The organism is Paenibacillus sp. ACRRY, assembly GCF_022346995.1.
In the GTDB taxonomy this organism is placed as follows: domain Bacteria; phylum Bacillota; class Bacilli; order Paenibacillales; family Paenibacillaceae; genus Paenibacillus.
The window spans coordinates 1,296,706-1,312,857 of sequence record NZ_JAKRNM010000001.1 but is presented as its reverse complement, the minus strand read 5'-3'; the positions used below and the strand labels follow the sequence as shown (position 1 = coordinate 1,312,857).

The 16,152-nt window shown below is 44.7% G+C and carries 15 protein-coding genes and 1 riboswitch; of the genes, 12 read left to right on the top strand and 3 right to left on the bottom strand.

What is annotated here, in order from left to right; all coding sequences use genetic code 11:
- Positions 1 to 20 precede the first annotated feature (20 nt).
- Positions 21 to 938 (bottom strand): AraC family transcriptional regulator, encoded by a 918-nt coding sequence (locus tag MH144_RS05565; protein WP_239298201.1) that lies wholly within the window; start codon positions 936 to 938, stop codon positions 21 to 23.
- A gap of 236 nt (positions 939 to 1,174) precedes the next feature.
- On the opposite strand from MH144_RS05565, the gene MH144_RS05560 reads away from it, so the two are divergent.
- From MH144_RS05560 to MH144_RS05525, 8 genes are all read left to right on the top strand, one after another.
- A complete protein-coding gene (locus MH144_RS05560) occupies positions 1,175 to 2,161 on the top strand; it encodes an aldo/keto reductase (RefSeq protein ID WP_239298199.1) in 987 nt (328 codons plus the stop codon).
- A 255-nt stretch (positions 2,162 to 2,416) separates the two neighbouring features.
- Positions 2,417 to 3,403 (top strand): aldo/keto reductase, encoded by a 987-nt coding sequence (locus tag MH144_RS05555; RefSeq protein ID WP_239298197.1) that lies wholly within the window; start codon positions 2,417 to 2,419, stop codon positions 3,401 to 3,403.
- An 85-nt stretch (positions 3,404 to 3,488) separates the two neighbouring features.
- Entirely contained in the window at positions 3,489 to 4,655 is a 1,167-nt protein-coding gene (locus MH144_RS05550; RefSeq protein ID WP_239298195.1) for an MFS transporter, read from the top strand.
- Between the two features lie 159 nt (positions 4,656 to 4,814).
- Positions 4,815 to 5,447, top strand: a complete 633-nt coding sequence (locus tag MH144_RS05545; protein ID WP_239298193.1) for a pentapeptide repeat-containing protein — start codon at positions 4,815 to 4,817, stop codon at positions 5,445 to 5,447.
- A 51-nt stretch (positions 5,448 to 5,498) separates the two neighbouring features.
- Positions 5,499 to 5,597, top strand: a riboswitch (guanidine-I (ykkC/yxkD leader).
- A 108-nt stretch (positions 5,598 to 5,705) separates the two neighbouring features.
- Positions 5,706 to 6,047 (top strand): DMT family transporter, encoded by a 342-nt coding sequence (locus MH144_RS05540; RefSeq protein ID WP_239298191.1) that lies wholly within the window; start codon positions 5,706 to 5,708, stop codon positions 6,045 to 6,047.
- Positions 6,044 to 6,358: a DMT family transporter gene (locus tag MH144_RS05535; protein WP_110822322.1), complete on the top strand. Its 315-nt coding sequence runs from the start codon at positions 6,044 to 6,046 to the stop codon at positions 6,356 to 6,358. The genes MH144_RS05540 and MH144_RS05535 overlap by 4 nt, the downstream gene beginning before the upstream one ends.
- A gap of 109 nt (positions 6,359 to 6,467) precedes the next feature.
- Positions 6,468 to 7,814 carry a DEAD/DEAH box helicase gene (locus MH144_RS05530; RefSeq protein ID WP_239298189.1) on the top strand — a complete coding sequence of 449 codons (1,347 nt, stop codon included), beginning with the start codon at positions 6,468 to 6,470 and terminating at the stop codon, positions 7,812 to 7,814.
- A 315-nt stretch (positions 7,815 to 8,129) separates the two neighbouring features.
- A complete protein-coding gene (locus MH144_RS05525; RefSeq protein ID WP_239298187.1) occupies positions 8,130 to 9,896 on the top strand; it encodes a glycoside hydrolase family 2 protein in 1,767 nt (588 codons plus the stop codon).
- A 153-nt stretch (positions 9,897 to 10,049) separates the two neighbouring features.
- On the opposite strand, the gene MH144_RS05520 is transcribed toward MH144_RS05525, so the two are convergent.
- Both MH144_RS05520 and MH144_RS05515 read right to left on the bottom strand, forming a co-directional pair.
- The gene (locus MH144_RS05520; RefSeq protein ID WP_239298185.1) at positions 10,050 to 10,475 is read right to left on the bottom strand and encodes a MaoC family dehydratase; all 426 of its coding nucleotides are present in this window, start codon (positions 10,473 to 10,475) and stop codon (positions 10,050 to 10,052) included.
- 31 nt (positions 10,476 to 10,506) lie between these two features.
- Positions 10,507 to 11,376, bottom strand: coding sequence for a MurR/RpiR family transcriptional regulator (locus MH144_RS05515; RefSeq protein WP_239299272.1), 870 nt, complete (start codon positions 11,374 to 11,376; stop codon positions 10,507 to 10,509).
- Positions 11,377 to 11,559: 183 nt separating this feature from the next.
- Between MH144_RS05515 and MH144_RS05510 the strand changes: the two genes are divergently transcribed.
- From MH144_RS05510 to MH144_RS05495, 4 genes are all read left to right on the top strand, one after another.
- A complete protein-coding gene (locus MH144_RS05510) occupies positions 11,560 to 12,579 on the top strand; it encodes a Gfo/Idh/MocA family oxidoreductase (RefSeq protein ID WP_239298183.1) in 1,020 nt (339 codons plus the stop codon).
- A 168-nt stretch (positions 12,580 to 12,747) separates the two neighbouring features.
- Positions 12,748 to 13,743: a LacI family DNA-binding transcriptional regulator gene (locus MH144_RS05505; protein WP_239298181.1), complete on the top strand. Its 996-nt coding sequence runs from the start codon at positions 12,748 to 12,750 to the stop codon at positions 13,741 to 13,743.
- 106 nt (positions 13,744 to 13,849) lie between these two features.
- A complete protein-coding gene (locus tag MH144_RS05500; RefSeq protein ID WP_239298179.1) occupies positions 13,850 to 14,761 on the top strand; it encodes a helix-turn-helix transcriptional regulator in 912 nt (303 codons plus the stop codon).
- Between the two features lie 87 nt (positions 14,762 to 14,848).
- Complete coding sequence (locus MH144_RS05495; protein WP_239298177.1) at positions 14,849 to 16,123, top strand: ABC transporter substrate-binding protein; 1,275 nt, start codon at positions 14,849 to 14,851, stop codon at positions 16,121 to 16,123.
- Positions 16,124 to 16,152 lie beyond the last annotated feature (29 nt).

Genomic DNA, 16,152 nt, shown 5'->3' with positions numbered 1-16,152 from the left:
TTATTGAAACACTTGAGACATTATTCGCTCAAGATCAGATCGTATTTTTCCTTCAGTCGTTTAATATCACTTCGTGGAGGCGCGCCGAACATACGTGAATATTCACGGCTAAACTGGGAGGCACTTTCGTAGCCAACCCGAAATGCTACATCTGCCGCATCGGCAGACTCAGCCATCAGAAGGCGCCGAGCTTCCTGTAATCGCAGTTGTTTTTGGAATTGCAGCGGGCTCATGGCCGTAATCTCCTTGAAGTGCCGATGGAACGAGGATACGCTCATGCTGGCTGTCTCTGCAAGATCTTCGATGCGAAAAGGCTGCTCCCAGTGATGAACGATATACTCGATGGCTTCCCTGATCCGGTACGTACTGCTGCCTTCTACCGCGATCTGGGCCAACTCGCCTCCGTAGGGTCCCTGGAGAAGACGGAACAAAATCTCCTTGATGTACAATGGGGCAAGGAAAGGGATTTCCTCCGGAGTATCCAGTAAGCGGATAAGGCGAAGCACAACATCCTGAATGGAAGATTCCATCTGTCCCACGAACATGGCTCGTCTGGCGTTTTCTTTGGTAGTGACTTGGATATTGCATTCATTCAGTACTTCCAGAATCTGATTCTTCGTGAACTCCAGCTTAAGACTTAGATAGGGTGCATCAGCGGATGCCTTAATAATCTGCCCAATTACCGGGAGGTTCATGGAAGCGATCAAATAATTGGATGGACCGTATTCAAAGCGCTCTTGCGCGAGCAATACTTCCTTCAGGCCTTGCACGATAACACAAAAAGCAGGCTTATAAACTCTGTATGCCGGTTCAGTAATACTCGTATGATGATAGAAAAACAGGGAAGGGATCGGCGTTTCCATGGCACCATTACGAACGGAGTGGCGCTCAACCAACTCGCTCAGTTCCCGTTTCTGTTGAAGCAGTTCCTCAGTCATTTGGACTCCTCCTTGCGGCTCTAACCTCGTTTCATTATACGACTTAATTATCGAATACAAAAGGACCCCTGATAGGATTGGGCAATCAATTAAGATAAATGATATACCGCTTGGTAAGCATGCTTCGTCATAATGAGACTAACCTCACAGAATCAAGCAAGTGAGAGAGTATGATGTCCGAGTATCTGGATTGTTATCACTAATGAAAATAATCAAATGAGGAAGGATGATGAATGATGCACAAACGAACATTGGGAAACAGCGGGCTGGAGGTTTCGGCCATTGGCCTTGGTTGCATGGGAATGAGCTATGGGTATGGTCCTGCTTCGGAGAAGAAGGAGATGATCTCCGTTCTTCAAGAAGCAGTGGAGCGGGGTGTGACGTTCTTCGATACTGCTGAAGTATATGGTCCATATACCAATGAAGAGCTAGTGGGAGAAGCGCTTAAAACCGTTCGAAATCAAGTCGTCATAGCCACCAAATTTGGTTTCGATATACAGCACGGCAAACAGAGCGGTATGAATAGCCGGCCCGAACATATTCGCAAAGTGGCGGAAGAATCGCTGCAGCGTCTGCAGATTGAAGCCATTGATCTATATTATCAGCACCGGGTCGATCCGGATGTACCAATCGAGGAAGTGGCAGGAGCCGTTCAGGATTTGATCCGGGAAGGAAAAGTAAAACATTGGGGATTGTCCGAGGCAGGAGTGCAAACGATCCGGCGTGCACATGCTGTGCAGCCTCTTGCGGCAGTACAGAGTGAATATTCCCTGTGGTGGAGACGCCCTGAAGAGGAGTTGATCCCTACATTGGAGGAGCTGGGGATTGGTTTCGTTCCATTCAGCCCTCTGGGTAAAGGATATCTGACAGGAAGTTTTAACGCAAAAACGACATTTGGACAAGGTGACCTGCGCAACATTTTGCCTCGTTTTACACCTGAAGCGCTAGAAGCGAACCAGGTATTGGTTGATTTGCTAAAAGAAAAAGCCGAGGAACTACAAGCCAGCCCGGCCCAAATAGCGCTTGCGTGGCTGCTAGCTCAGAAGTCTTGGATAGTGCCGATTCCAGGCACGCGCCAATTGAGCAGATTGGAAGAAAATCTGAATTCCGCAGATATTGAGCTCAAGCCTGAGGATGTACACAGTATAAATGAAGCGGCCTCGAAGATCACCTTGATGGGTGCTCGATATACGGAAGAACTGGAGAGAAGAACAGGTCTGTGACGTTTATGAGAATGTTGGAGAGTCAATTTCTGCTGCGAGTTAACAGGAGTTTGTAGAAAGTTGGATGAATAATTTGATCAAGGAAGTATTGAAATGCTTGAAGCAAATTTTAATCGACAGGCTGGAGTCCCAGATCAAAATGGAAGGAAATCCAGTCTTCAAGGATGCATACCTTCGTTATTGGTTTACCTTAAATTCGGAAGAAAATAAAAGGTACCTCAACGACAAATAAAAAATGTTAGGAGTGCGTGATTTATGGAATATGTTAAACTTGGAAGAACAGGTCTGGACGTTTCGAAACTGTGTCTTGGGTGTATGAGTTACGGCGTCCCGGAACGTGGGATGGCTCCCTGGTCACTGAACGAAGAGCAGAGCCGCCCGTTTATCCAAAAAGCGCTGGAGGCGGGTATTAATTTTTTTGATACGGCGAACATTTATTCAGACGGAACCAGTGAAGAAATTGTTGGACGTGCGTTGAAGGATTTTGCCCGCCGGGATGAGATTGTCCTGGCAACGAAATTGTTTTTTCGGATGTCTCCGGGACCAAATGGTGCAGGACTGTCGAGAAAAGCGATCATGAACGAAATCGATAACAGTCTCTTACGTTTGGGTACGGATTACGTGGATCTGTATCAGATTCATCGTTGGGACAACACAACGCCCGTTGAAGAAACGATGGAGGCCCTTCATGATGTGGTGAAGGCTGGGAAGGCCAGATACATCGGTGCTTCCTCCATGTATGCCTGGCAGTTCATGAAAGCCCAGCATACTGCCGAGCGACACGGATGGACAAAATTCGTCTCCATGCAAAACCATTTAAACTTGTTATATCGTGAAGAAGAACGTGAAATGCTGCCACTATGCCTTGAAGAAGGGGTAGGTGTTATTCCGTGGAGTCCGCTAGCCAAAGGACGACTGACCCGGGACTGGAATGAACAGACTGCCCGTTCGGAGATTGATCCGGTTGGAAAAGCGTTCTATGAAAGTACAATGGTTGAAGCCGATCGCCGGGTGGTCGAACGGGTAGCTGAGGTGGCTGGAAAACGGGGTATTGCACGAGCACAGGTTGCTCTGGCCTGGCTGCTGCAAAAAGATGCAGTAACCGCACCCATCATTGGTGCAACCAAGATTCATCATCTTGAAGATGCGGTATCCGCGCTTTCAGTGAAGCTGACACCAGAAGAAATCAGTTACCTGGAGGAAGCCTATATCCCTCATCCGGTGACGGGTAACCTAAGTTAGAGTTGAAATAAATTGAATGAAGTCGCCTTACAGGCGACTTTTTTAATCGTTTAATTCTTGCTGACTGATAAGGAGTGGAAAATGGTTGGAACGTTTATGGACCAGGTCCTTTATTTTAATGACATTGGGATTGCTTTTTTTATTCACTGCCTTTTATATGCTGTATCCTACGCTCCCGCTATTTATTAAAGAGATGGGCGGCAATGAACAGCAAGTGGGACTGGCAATGGGAGCATTAATGTTATCTTCTGTCCTATTCAGGCCGTTTGTCGGTGGGTTACTGGATCGATTCGGCAGACGTCCGTTTATGATTGTGGGATTGCTCGTTTTCATTGCATCCATGTATATGTATAACTGGGTTGGTGGCGTCTTGGTACTGATGGGACTCCGAATGGTACACGGTATAAGCTGGGCAATGTCGACAACTTCCATGATGACTGCCGTCACTGATATGATTCCGGCTAATCGTCGTGGAGAAGGGATGGGCTGGTTCAGTACCTCCATGACTTTCGCGATGGCGATTGGCCCCATGATTGGATTAAGTATCATGCAAGGCCAATCCTATCAGAGCATGTTCCTGTTTGCAGTTGTTCTATCTGCCGTTGCACTGTCATTGACGCTTGCAGCTAAAATACCTTTCACGCCGGCAGCGAATCAGAAGAAGATTCAGATATTCGAAAAATCCGTATTGCCTGTAATGGCACCAATATTTTTTCTTTTTGTGGCGTATGGAGGAATTACAACGTTTGTTCCGTTATTTGCAGCTGAGATTCAGGTCAATTCCGGCACTTTTTTTCTCATCTACGCAGCAACGCTTGCTCTTTCTCGTCCAATCGCAGGAAAACTCTCCGATCGCATTGGAGAGGTGGCTGTGATTGTGCCGTCTCTTATTATTACGATGGCAGCACTACTTGTCCTGAGCTTCTCAACCAGTTTGTTTGGGGTATTGTGTTCTGCTGTTCTGTACGGCATCGGTTTTGGATCTGCGCAGCCTGCTCTTCAGGCCATAACACTTCGTATGGCGCCGAAGGAACGTCAAGGTGCTGCCAATGCCTTTTTCTCGACAGCAACGGATCTGGGAATTGGTCTGGGCGCGATTTTGCTGGGTTTGGTTTCGGAATACATGAGCTACAGCGTTCTATTTAGTGTCAGCGCTCTATCTGTTTTGGTAGCCTTATTGTTGTTTGCTATATATGTGAAAAAGTCCATTCCAGGGAATAAACCGTATCTGCAGAAAGATGAAGCATTGTAGCAGCCATAACATCAACTTATGCTGTTTTATTTCATGTTGCTCTGAAATCAAGATTGATGCCATGGGAAAAAGGTTTGGCCAAAACTTAAGCGTAATGGCAGTGGTTTCTGGATACCAGTCGTGTGAGAATTGTAGCTTATAAAGGAGCGGGAAAGAAGTATGAAAATAGATAGCCCGAAAATTCAGGAACAATCGATGACCATAGAGACCATCCAGGTTTTGGAGTCCAAAACAGAATACCAGAATCAACTCATTGAACATATCTCACTGGATAACCAGGAAGCACTCAAAGTATCCTTCGAGAATATCATTTTCAGAAATATGATGATCTCTGATTCCTCGCTGGAGCAATTTGAATTTACGGATGTTGTTTTTGAAAATTGCGATTTCTCCAACGTCAATTTCTCAGGTGCTATCATGCACCGAACCGCATGGACCAACTGTAAATTTGTCGGCACGGATTTTTCCACCAGCAGGATGCAAAACGTTCAATTTGCTGCGAGTGTGGGGGATTACTCCAATTTTAGATTTGCCCACCTTAAACAAGTCGCTTTTGCTGAATGTTCATTAATTAGTGCTGACTTTGCCTATCTAGCATTGCAAAAAATCCTGCTGGAACATTGCAATATCGATCAGGCTTTCATGACAGGTACGAAATTAAAAGGCTTGGATCTTAGCAATTGCCAATTTGACTCCCTGGTATTGAACATGGAAGATCTGAACGGCTGCGTTATTTCACCCTATCAAGCGGCGACCTTCGTTGGATTAATGGGAATTGTAATCAAATCATAAAAGACTTGCCCCAAGGGGAGAAGTGTGTATAATAGGAAACATAAAATCATACGACATGCTTTCTAGGGTTCCGCGGGTGAGATCGGTCTGGTCCGAGAGAAAGCTCATAACCTGATGGTTGTGCCACGGAGGGATAAAAGCCTGGGAGATAAACTGCTTGAATGCAGTTTGTTTCCCAGGCTTTTTTTTTGTTTTGCTCTCTAATACACATACTAATTGTTGTTGTATGAAATTTGATAAAAAAGGAGTAGGTCAAAAATGAACAAAACCTGGTTGTCTGTTATTATTGCAGCCCTTTTCGAGGTGGGTTGGGTGATTGGCTTAAAGCATGCGAGTGGTCTGTTGGAATGGGGAGCAACGGTGATCGCCATTGCCGTCAGCTTTTCCTTGATGATTGCGGCTTCCCGTACACTCGATGTCGGAACGGTATACGCGGTATTTGTCGGATTGGGAACGGCTGGCACGGTGCTGGCGGAGATCCTGTTATTCGGTGCTGCTGTCCAGGCTGGGAAAATGATACTCATTGGTGTGTTATTGCTCGGTGTAATCGGACTGAAAATGGTAAGCAAGCAGAAAACGAAGGAGGCGCATCATTCATGAACTGGGTATTTCTTATTATGGCAGGCCTATTCGAGATGCTGGGTGTATTGATGATTAATAAATGGAACAAAGACCGTAATTGGATATCCATCCTGCTCTTAGTTGCAGGCTTTGGGTTAAGCTTCTGGCTGCTGTCTCTGGCCATGAAAACACTGCCGATGGGTACGGCGTATGCCGTTTGGACGGGTATAGGTGCTTCCGGAGGAGCGATTCTTGGCATGATTTTCTATGGAGAATCCCGAAACGCACTTAGAATATTGTTTATTGCCATGGTGCTTGGATCTGCGGTTGGGTTGAAACTGGTGAGCTGACATTGGGATTAAAAGATAATATACAGATCGTCTTTTTAATGGTATCCTTATTCGTTACGTGTGAAAACAAGACACATCTAATAGATATGGACGTCATGAAGGAGACTCAATGAAATTTAAAGACTTGAATATTATACCCCCAATCTTAGAAGGATTGAACAAAGCGAACTATACGAACCCTACACCTATTCAGGAACAAGCGATCCCAGCCGTATTGGCAGGCAGAGACTTGCTTGGCTGTGCGCAAACAGGAACAGGGAAGACGGCAGCGTTTTCGGTGCCAATCATTCAATTATTAAGCCAAAAGGCTGGTGGCCCCAGACAAGGACGCCGTATTCGCTCCTTGATTTTGAGCCCAACTAGAGAGCTGGCTATCCAGATTGCGGATAACATTAAGACGTATAGCCGATACACGGATATTCGCTGCGCCGCTATCGTTGGTGGTGTTTCACAGAAGGTGCAAGAGCGTGCGCTGAGCCAAGGTGCAGATATTATTATCGCAACGCCAGGCCGATTGATGGATCTGGTTAACCAAAAACGTATTGATTTGAAATCCATTGAGATTTTGGTATTAGATGAAGCTGACCGGATGCTGGATATGGGCTTTATTCATGATGTGAAGCGAATCATCTCCAAGATGCCGAGCAAGAAACAAACCCTTTTCTTCTCAGCTACAATGCCTCCGGAAATCACTAAAATGGTCAAAACGTTACTCATAGATCCTGTTAAAGTTGAAATCACACCGGTGTCTTCTACGGTAGACCGAATTGAACAGTCTGTGTATTTATTGGAGAATGGCAAGAAACAACATATGTTGAATCATATTTTGCAGGATAAATCCATTGTTTCGGCACTGGTGTTCACCCGCACGAAGCGCGGCGCTGACCGTGTTACACGTGAGTTGACCAAGGTAAATGTGACTGCTCAAGCCATTCATGGTGACAAGTCTCAGAACGATCGACAAAAAGCGCTGAACAATTTCAAAAGCGGAGTAACACGAGTGCTGGTAGCGACAGATATTGCGGCAAGAGGAATTGACGTTGAAGAGCTCTCTCATGTCATCAACTTTAACCTGCCTAATATTCCGGAAACCTATGTACACCGAATTGGCCGTACGGGTAGAGCAGGGAACAGTGGTATGGCAATCTCTTTTTGCGATAAGGAAGAAATGCCGTTCCTCAAGGATATTGAGAAGGTAATCAAGAAGAGCATTCCGGAAGTCAAAGATCATCCTTATCCGATGACGAGTGCTCCTGTGTTTGTAAAAAACAGCAAGGGATCGAAGGCTGCAGCCAACCATTCCATGACCAATAAACCTGCCAAGGCTAAGAAGAACCCCGCGCGCAAACCCAAGTCCGAATGGTTTACCAAGCCGGGGAAAACGAGCCATAGCAAACAAACAAACGCAAGAACAACGAAGACTAGGACAAACAACAGCAAGATCAGCAAAGGTTAACAAACGCATGAACGTTTACCAGCTCCTCGGAGCCAAACTATATTACGATAGACATGCCAATCACCGAAGAGCAATTTAACAATGCTCCTTGGTGATTGGCGTGGAACAGTGAAACAAAAGCATTAGATACGTATACATGGTATCTAATGCTTTTTTTATGCAAAAATAGTTGGAAATCGGATTTGTAAGCGTTGACATATGATTGTAGTCTCGCTATAATCCCGGTATAAATACAATAAATATGTAACGAATGTTCAATTGATTTATAAATTATGAAATAATTGAACGAACGATGTGAAGAGCGGAGGGAATCAAATGACAACGAAATCGTATATCAAAGATTATCCAAGACCACAATTTGTTCGCACACCATGGATGGATTTGAACGGAGCGTGGGATTTTAGCTTTGACGACAATCAGGTGGGGGTACGAGAGCAGTGGTATGATGAGGCTCAATTCCCGAAAGGGAGCACCATTCAGGTTCCTTTCACGTATGAAACCAAAGCCAGCGGAATTGGCGACGAAACATTTCATCCACGAGTCTGGTATCGCAAGCAGGTGACAATTCCTATAGAGGCCCAAGGCAAAAGGACTATACTACACTTTCAGGGAGTCGATTATCACGCAAAATGCTGGGTGAATGGAACGGTTGCAGGTGAACACGAGGGAGCTTACGCTGCGTTTTCCTTCGATATCACGCCTTATATCCGTTATGGTGCGGAGAACAGTATCATCCTCGAAGTAGAAGATAGTCAGAGCTGTGCACAGCCAAGAGGAAAACAACGCTGGGTGGATCAAAATTTTGAATGCTTCTATGTACAAAGTACCGGGATATGGAAAAGTGTCTGGATTGAATTTGTCCATGAAACAAGAATCGATTCAGTTAAAATGACGCCTGATATCGACCGGCATATGATCCGTTTGGATTTTCAACTGAGCGGAATTGAAGGCCGAAGCAATCTGCGTTTGGAGACACGTATTGAGCTGAAAGGTCAGCATATACAAACGGTAAACTTCTCCCCAGACAGACCCTGGACCACACTTGAGATTGATGTGCGGCACGAGGCAGGAGGTCCATGGAAGCAGCTTCTTTGGGCTCCAGGATCACCAAACTTATATGACATTGAGTTCGTCATGTATGAACATGAGCAGGAGATCGACCGTGTCCAGTCCTATTTCGGCATGCGGAAAATATCGATAGAGAACGGGCAGATTAAATTGAATAATGGTCCGCTCTATCAACGACTGATTTTGGATCAAGGCTATTGGCCGGAAAGCCATCTGACCGCGCCTTCAGAGGAAGCCTTGATTTTGGATATTGATCGAATAGCTGAGATGGGATACAACGGCCTTCGTAAACATATGAAACTGGAAGATCCACGCTTTTTGTATTGGTGTGATGTAAAAGGAATGCTGGTCTGGTCTGAGATGGCTTCCACGTTTGAGTTTAATGACGAGGCGGTTACCCGATTCACGAAGGAATGGCTGGAGATTGTGCCACAACAATACAATCATCCAAGTGTAATTACCTGGGTTCCGTTCAATGAATCATGGGGAATTCCAGCCATTGCCCAAGATGTTAGACAGCAGCAGTTCACGCAGACCATCTATCATCTGACCAAAACAATGGATCCTTATCGTCCGGTTGTGACGAATGATGGCTGGGAACATACCATTTCGGATATTTTGACACTTCATGATTATGTGGAGGCGGGCGAGGTATTTCAGAAGCAGTATCAAGATAAGGAAGCGATTGTAAACAATCAGATCTCCTTCAATCAGTGGAAATATGCGTATGCCCAAGGACATCATTACAAGGGCCAACCCATTATTGTTAGTGAATTTGGCGGCATAGCTTTTCAATCAGACAAGGGGTGGGGATACGGCAATCAGGTCGAATCAGTTGAAGCCTTTATTGAACGCTTCCGTTCAATTACGGGAGCAATCAAAGCGGTTCCCTATATTTCAGGCTATTGTTATACACAGCTCACAGATGTGCAGCAGGAGATTAATGGCTTGTTAAACGAAGAGCGAGAGCCAAAGGTACCTTTGGATGTCATTCGCAAAATCAATCTAAGCTAAACTTGCGCATATGCAAGATCGAGAAGACATGTACTCCGGATCATTGTTATTGTAAGGCGTTTGCCGAAATGAATCGTAATCATATAATCATAATAGGGAGCAGTTCATGCAGCGATGGCTGGATCAACTGCTCCTTATCATTCTACCATGAACTCAATTATCAATTAACGCGCTTAAATCTGCCTGAAATACTTTTTGATGATTTTGATTATAGGTCGTGAGCTGCACGGTAACAATGCCATTGCCTCTTCGTCTTGGGAGCAGTTCAATCACTTCGGCGACCACGCTCAGCTCATCATCCGGAAATACAGGCTTGATAAACTGAATATGATTCATCCCTGTACCTGCGACAACATTCTCTCCGTAAACGCCTACCTCAATCCATAGCTTGAAGGAGATGTTCATCGTTTGCATGCCCGAAGCAATCAGGCTGCCGAAACGACCTTTTTTGGCTTTTTCCTCATCCAAATGCATGTACTGTGGATCATAAATCTTCGCAAACTCCATAATATCGGTTTTGGACAGTTTAATCGATTTGGTTTCGTAGCGCTGACCTACGACATATTCACTAAATTTCAATGCGGGCACCTCGTTCTTTTCGTATGTTTATTTATATATCATTCATCATGTCACTCATGGCAAATTTCTGGAGAGACTCTGTGGCCGTTTGTTTATTTTTGGCATAGTCCATATTGTAAATGCAGGCGTACAGCACGTTTAACACATATTCCAGGGCAATCTGCGAAGAGAAGGTTCCGATCTTGGCGAACTTCTCCTCGTCGTTGGCAACCTGTAAACATAAGGTACTCCATTTAGCCAACTCACTCTGGGGTGCTGCTGTTATTGTAACAAACGGAATACCTTCACGTTTGAAGTGACGTGCTGCCTTCATGTAGCTTAATGACTTCCCGTGATACGTGAGAAACATGGCACAGTCTCTTGAAGTTAGATTGATAGTATGGTGTGCCCACTCGGAAAGTTCCGTCGCAATGATTGCGTATTTGTTGATTTTGAACAACTTATTTTGAAAGCTTTTGGCCCGGATCTGCGAATCACCCAAGGCATAGATGAAGATTCGATCTGCTTGGTTAAAAAGAAGTGCTGTTTGGGCGAGCAGGCCGTCGTCCAGAATGGCAGCGTTTTTTGAGATCGTTTCTTTCATCAAATCGGCAATTTCGGCAGCCACCTGAAGGGTGGATTCACCGACAACAAATGGATAATTGGGATCAACGTGGTTGGAACCATTCTGGGTACTTTGCTGGAATTCACGGGCAAGGGTGATGATAAATTCCTTGTAACCTGTCATCCCAAGTTTGCGCGTTAGACGGTTTATGGCAGAATGCGATGTGTATGTAACTTGAGCAAGCTCCTGAATATTGCAATGAAGCATGCGTTCCCGCTGACTCAAAACATAAGATGCAATGCTCTGTTCGTTAGGTGTAAAGTGCTGCATTTCTGACAATTGCATCAGCAGTTTCAATAGGCTCACCCCGGATTCTATACTTCTTTTGAGCTGAAATGATGTTTAATTGAACATTTTGCCCAATATTAATGTGCCATAGTAACTGATCTTTGGTCAAATGTACCATTATGCATGATTAACCTTTACGTACAGCGCTCTTCTTTTATAATAAAAGAAAAAGAGCAGCAGGGGGGAACAACCATGTTAACGATTGGTTATATTGGGAATGGCAAAAGCACAAACCGTTATCATCTTCCTTTTTCATTGAATCGGGAACACTTAAACGTAAAAACGATCTACGCCCGGAATCCGGACAAAACGGATTGGGACAAGGTGCCAGGGGTTCACTATACGAACGATATTTCGATCCTGATGAATGATGAAGAGATTCAGTTGATTGTGATCTGTACGCATACCGAATCTCATTATAGTTATGCCAAGATGGCACTCGACCATGGTAAACATGTGCTTGTTGAGAAACCATTCATGTTAACCAAAGAGGAAACGGAATCCATATTTCAATATGCCAAAGAGAAAAACCTGGTCATTCAATGTTATCAGAATAGAAGATATGATTCGGATTTTCTGACAACTCAAAAAGTTATTGAATCCGGGAAGCTTGGGGATCTGCTTGAAGTGGAGATGCACTATGATTATTATCGCCCCGAGACGCCGAACGGTACGGCCCACTTCTCTCCATACAACAGTTACTTATACGGACATGGAGTGCACACGATTGATCAAGTGATATCCTATTTTGGTCAACCGGACAAGATTCACTCTGATGTGCGTCAATTACTGGGTGCTGGCAGAATGAACGATTACTTTGATCTGGACTTTTATTATGCAACCCTGAAGGTATCCGTTAAATCGAGCTTTTTCCGTTTGAAGCCACGACCGAGCCTGGTCGTATATGGTAAAAACGGAGTGTTTGTCAAACAATCGGAAGACCGTCAGGAAGAACACCTGAAATTATTTTACCTCCCTAAAGGACATGCTGATTTTGGTGTGGATTTGCCCCAACATTATGGCACGCTAACCTATATCGATGAGGAAGGTGTGTATCATGAGGAGAAGGTGGTCTCTGAAAAGGGAGATTATGCCCGTGTGTACGATGATATCTATGAGGCCATCATTCACGGCAAGGATAAAGTCATCAAAGATGAAGAAACGATCACGGTGATGGGCATTCTCGAAGAGGGCATAAAAGGCTTAATCTAATAATTTACAGGTACTGGTCAGGTAGAAAATACGGATCGGTACCTTTTTTCTATAAACAAGGGTATGCCGAGGAGACATGCACCAGATAGCGTGATAAAATGCAGTGAATGAGACATACGATGTTGTTTCTAATAACAAAAAGGATTGGTTTTTTGAGGGAGCATTATAATGATAACCATTAAAGATGTAGCAAAGAGGGCTGGTGTGGCCAGTTCTACCGTATCCTGTGTGCTTAATGGGAAAGACAATGTAAGTGAACTGACCAGACAGAAGGTGCTCGGTGCAGCCAGCGAACTCAATTACGTTAAACATGGACCAGCGTCGGAATTAAAACGTAAAAATACCCAAACCATCGGCGTGATGGTTCACGACATGTCCAGTCCCTATTTTTCGGATTTGGTACCCGGCATCGAATCAGCAATTAAGAGTCATGGTTATGATCTGATTGTATGCAGTTCAATGGGCGGTGAGAAATCCACGGCGAACCGATATATTCGGGAAAAGCGAATCGATGGAGCCATTGTGATCGCGCAGGATATTCCTAATGAACTGCTCACGGAAGCTGCAGCCAGGGAGTTTCCGATCGTGGTGATGGATCGGGAACTTGCGAATGAATATATCGTTAATGTTCTAATGGATGATGAGCAAGGGGGATATTTGGCAACAAAATATTTGATTGATCAAGGTCATCGCACGATCGCTTACATTAACGGACCGTTCAGTTCGGATTGTAATCTTCTTCGTTATCAAGGTTTTTTGAGAGCGCTGAGCGAAGCCGACATCGAAGAAAAAAGCGAATGGAGACTGGGTGGACAATTTTGCAAAGAGAGCGGTTATCATGCTGCCAAAATGCTGATAGAGAATGGTCTCCCCTCGGCTGTGTTTTTTGCAAATGATGACATGGCAATCGGTGGTCTAGAAGCATTCCGCGAGCATCACATTTCAGTACCGGAGCAAGTATCTGTCGTTGGATTCGACAATATCCATGTATCACAATATGTTTCTCCGCCGCTAACGACGTTTCGACAACCTAAGACAGATGCCGGATTGCTTGCCGGACATTTGCTCATTCAGATGTTGAACGGAGAGCAAGTTAAGCCTGTATTCACCTTGGATATTCAATGTGTGGAACGTCAGTCCGTTCGTGCAGTGACAATGGTGTAACCTTTTCTTAGCCGCCATATCGAGCGGCTTTTTTTATTTGTGAATTTATTTTCCTGATCCATTCGAAAGGAATCCCGCTCTTCATGCATAATATGATTACTAGGGCTTGGAAATTGGAAAATATGGAAAGGGTGATCAGATGGGAGTTCCAACGTTTCTTGAAACAGGTCATATGACAGAAGGGTTTCCAATCCGGGTAATTCACACGGGTGAACAATTCAATTTTGCTGCACACTGGCATGAAGAAGTTGAATTGGTCGTTGTGAATGGAGAACGCGCGAGAATTGGAGTGAACAACCAGGTATTTGAGCTTGCGCATGGAGACGTCCTTCTGATCAAGCCGGGAGATGTGCACTGTTTTTTGCCGGGCACCGATTATTTAACAATTATCCTGTTTCGACTGGAATGGTTGACGGGAAATGTGGCAGCAGATCATGAATCCCATGACCTCCGCGAACTTTTTCATAAAACAGCAATGATTCCGTCGCCCATCTGTAATGAGAAGAATCTGGACCAGTATATTAAGGCCATTTCCGAAGAGGAGAAAAAGCAGCAGCCGGGATACCGCTGGTTAATGGTAGCAAGGCTGTATGATCTCATTGTCCACCTGCTGCGTACCAAGGAACCAACGACGGAATCATGCGCTTCCAAAGAAACATGTAACGGAGCCAAAAGATTCGAATTTCTTGAGTCCGTCTGTGAATATTTGGAGGAGCACTACGCTGAACCCGTCAAGCTGGATCACGTGGCTGAGCATATCAAATTCAGCAAATTTCATGTATGCAAGTTGTTTAAGGAGAATAAGGGAGTCACGTTGATGGAGTACCTGAATCACTTTCGTATTATCAAATCGGAATGGGCATTATTGTTTAGTCAGACCTCCATTTTGGATATCGCCATCGGGCATGGATTTAACAATGTGAATTCCTATAACCGACTGTTCAAAAAATATAATGACTGTACACCGTCTGAATTCAGGAAGAAACATCAGACTCATATCACAAAATATGAAGGATGATTCACAATATTTGAGGAGAAAGCCCTCTCCAAAATCACTATACTCGAATAAAATGTAAGCGTTTCCTTTTATTGAAGGAGGGGGCCCATGAAGACATTTAAATTGAAGTATCTCTCGATTATTGCACTTGTAAGTGCAGTGATGATCGTATCCGGTTGTCAGTCCAAGGGAGAGCAAGCATCCAAGCAGGAAGAAATAACGGTTTGGAGTTTTACTGATGAAGCCGGTTATGCGATTGAGAAGTTCGAAGAAAAGTATCCAGACATCAAGGTGAATTTCGTTAATATCCCCGGAAACTTTTACATTACCAAATTAAAATCAGCATTGCAGACCACGTCGAAAGCACCTGATGTATTTATGATCGAAAATGCCAACATCAGAGAGTTGATTGATGTACCTTATCTGGAGAATCTGTCTTCATCCCCGTATAACGCCGAGGAGCTGATTCCAGAACAATACCCCTTCGTGCAGGCAAATGAGAAGGACAGTGAAGGCCATATTCGGGCCATTGGGTATCAGGGAACGCCAGGAGGCATCTATTATCGCAGGGATTTGGCCAAAGAATATTTGGGAACGGACGACCCCGTAAAAGTGGGCGAGCAGATCGGTACATGGGAAGAAATATTTGAGATTGGAGAGAGGGTGCAGCAGGAGAGCGGAAATAAAGTACATGCACTGGCAAACTGGAATGCCATATCCAACTCCTATGATGGAATCCCATGGGTAAAGGATGGCAAGCTTGTCATCGATCCAACGTATATGGAGGTACTGGACCTTGTGCGGGAAGCTCGTCAGCGAAAGGTGCTTGCAGAGTATGAAGAAGGAAGTGCGGGGCATGCCGCTTCGATGCAAAAGGGGGAAGTGATGTTCTACCCTGGAGCAACCTGGGCTTTGCAATATACCTTCAAGGCGAATGCGCCGGATACCGAAGGATTGTGGGGGCTTGCATCTGGTCCGTCTGCATTTAGCGCAGGAGGCACATATATCGCAATGTACAGTCAGAGTGAGAAAAAGGATGCGGCTTGGAAGTTTATTGAGTTTTATAACTTTGACCATGATTTCCTGTCTGAGCTGGCGAAGGAACAGGATTATTTTACAAGCAACATGGTCGTAAATGATCAGCTGGCACCATCTGTAACTTCAGCTTATTTGGGAGGGCAAAAGCATTTCGAGTTTTTCTCCGAGGCAGCCAAGCAGGTTCCGGTTTACGAGCGAACCAAGTATGACTCCATTATTAATAGTGACATTTATAAAAATGTCCTTCAGTTGTATCTCAATAATGACATCCAGACCAAAGAAGAAGCGGTGAAGCGAATCAATCGCGATGTGAAATTGAGATTTCCTGAGCTGGAAGTGGATTAGCCGAGGAGAACGAAACCTTTTAATCATCC

Excerpts from the sequence above, each read along its gene's own strand:
- MH144_RS05535 (WP_110822322.1), top strand. The coding sequence starts at position 6,044 with ATGAACTGGGTATTTCTTATTATGGCAGGCCTATTCGAGATGCTGGGT.
- MH144_RS05505 (WP_239298181.1), top strand. The coding sequence starts at position 12,748 with ATGATAACCATTAAAGATGTAGCAAAGAGGGCTGGTGTGGCCAGTTCT.
- MH144_RS05565 (WP_239298201.1), bottom strand. The coding sequence starts at position 938 with ATGACTGAGGAACTGCTTCAACAGAAACGGGAACTGAGCGAGTTGGTT.
- MH144_RS05525 (WP_239298187.1), top strand. The coding sequence starts at position 8,130 with ATGACAACGAAATCGTATATCAAAGATTATCCAAGACCACAATTTGTT.
- MH144_RS05540 (WP_239298191.1), top strand. The coding sequence starts at position 5,706 with ATGAACAAAACCTGGTTGTCTGTTATTATTGCAGCCCTTTTCGAGGTG.
- MH144_RS05555 (WP_239298197.1), top strand. The coding sequence starts at position 2,417 with ATGGAATATGTTAAACTTGGAAGAACAGGTCTGGACGTTTCGAAACTG.
- MH144_RS05510 (WP_239298183.1), top strand. The coding sequence starts at position 11,560 with ATGTTAACGATTGGTTATATTGGGAATGGCAAAAGCACAAACCGTTAT.
- MH144_RS05560 (WP_239298199.1), top strand. The coding sequence starts at position 1,175 with ATGCACAAACGAACATTGGGAAACAGCGGGCTGGAGGTTTCGGCCATT.
- MH144_RS05530 (WP_239298189.1), top strand. The coding sequence starts at position 6,468 with ATGAAATTTAAAGACTTGAATATTATACCCCCAATCTTAGAAGGATTG.
- MH144_RS05495 (WP_239298177.1), top strand. The coding sequence starts at position 14,849 with ATGAAGACATTTAAATTGAAGTATCTCTCGATTATTGCACTTGTAAGT.
- MH144_RS05545 (WP_239298193.1), top strand. The coding sequence starts at position 4,815 with ATGAAAATAGATAGCCCGAAAATTCAGGAACAATCGATGACCATAGAG.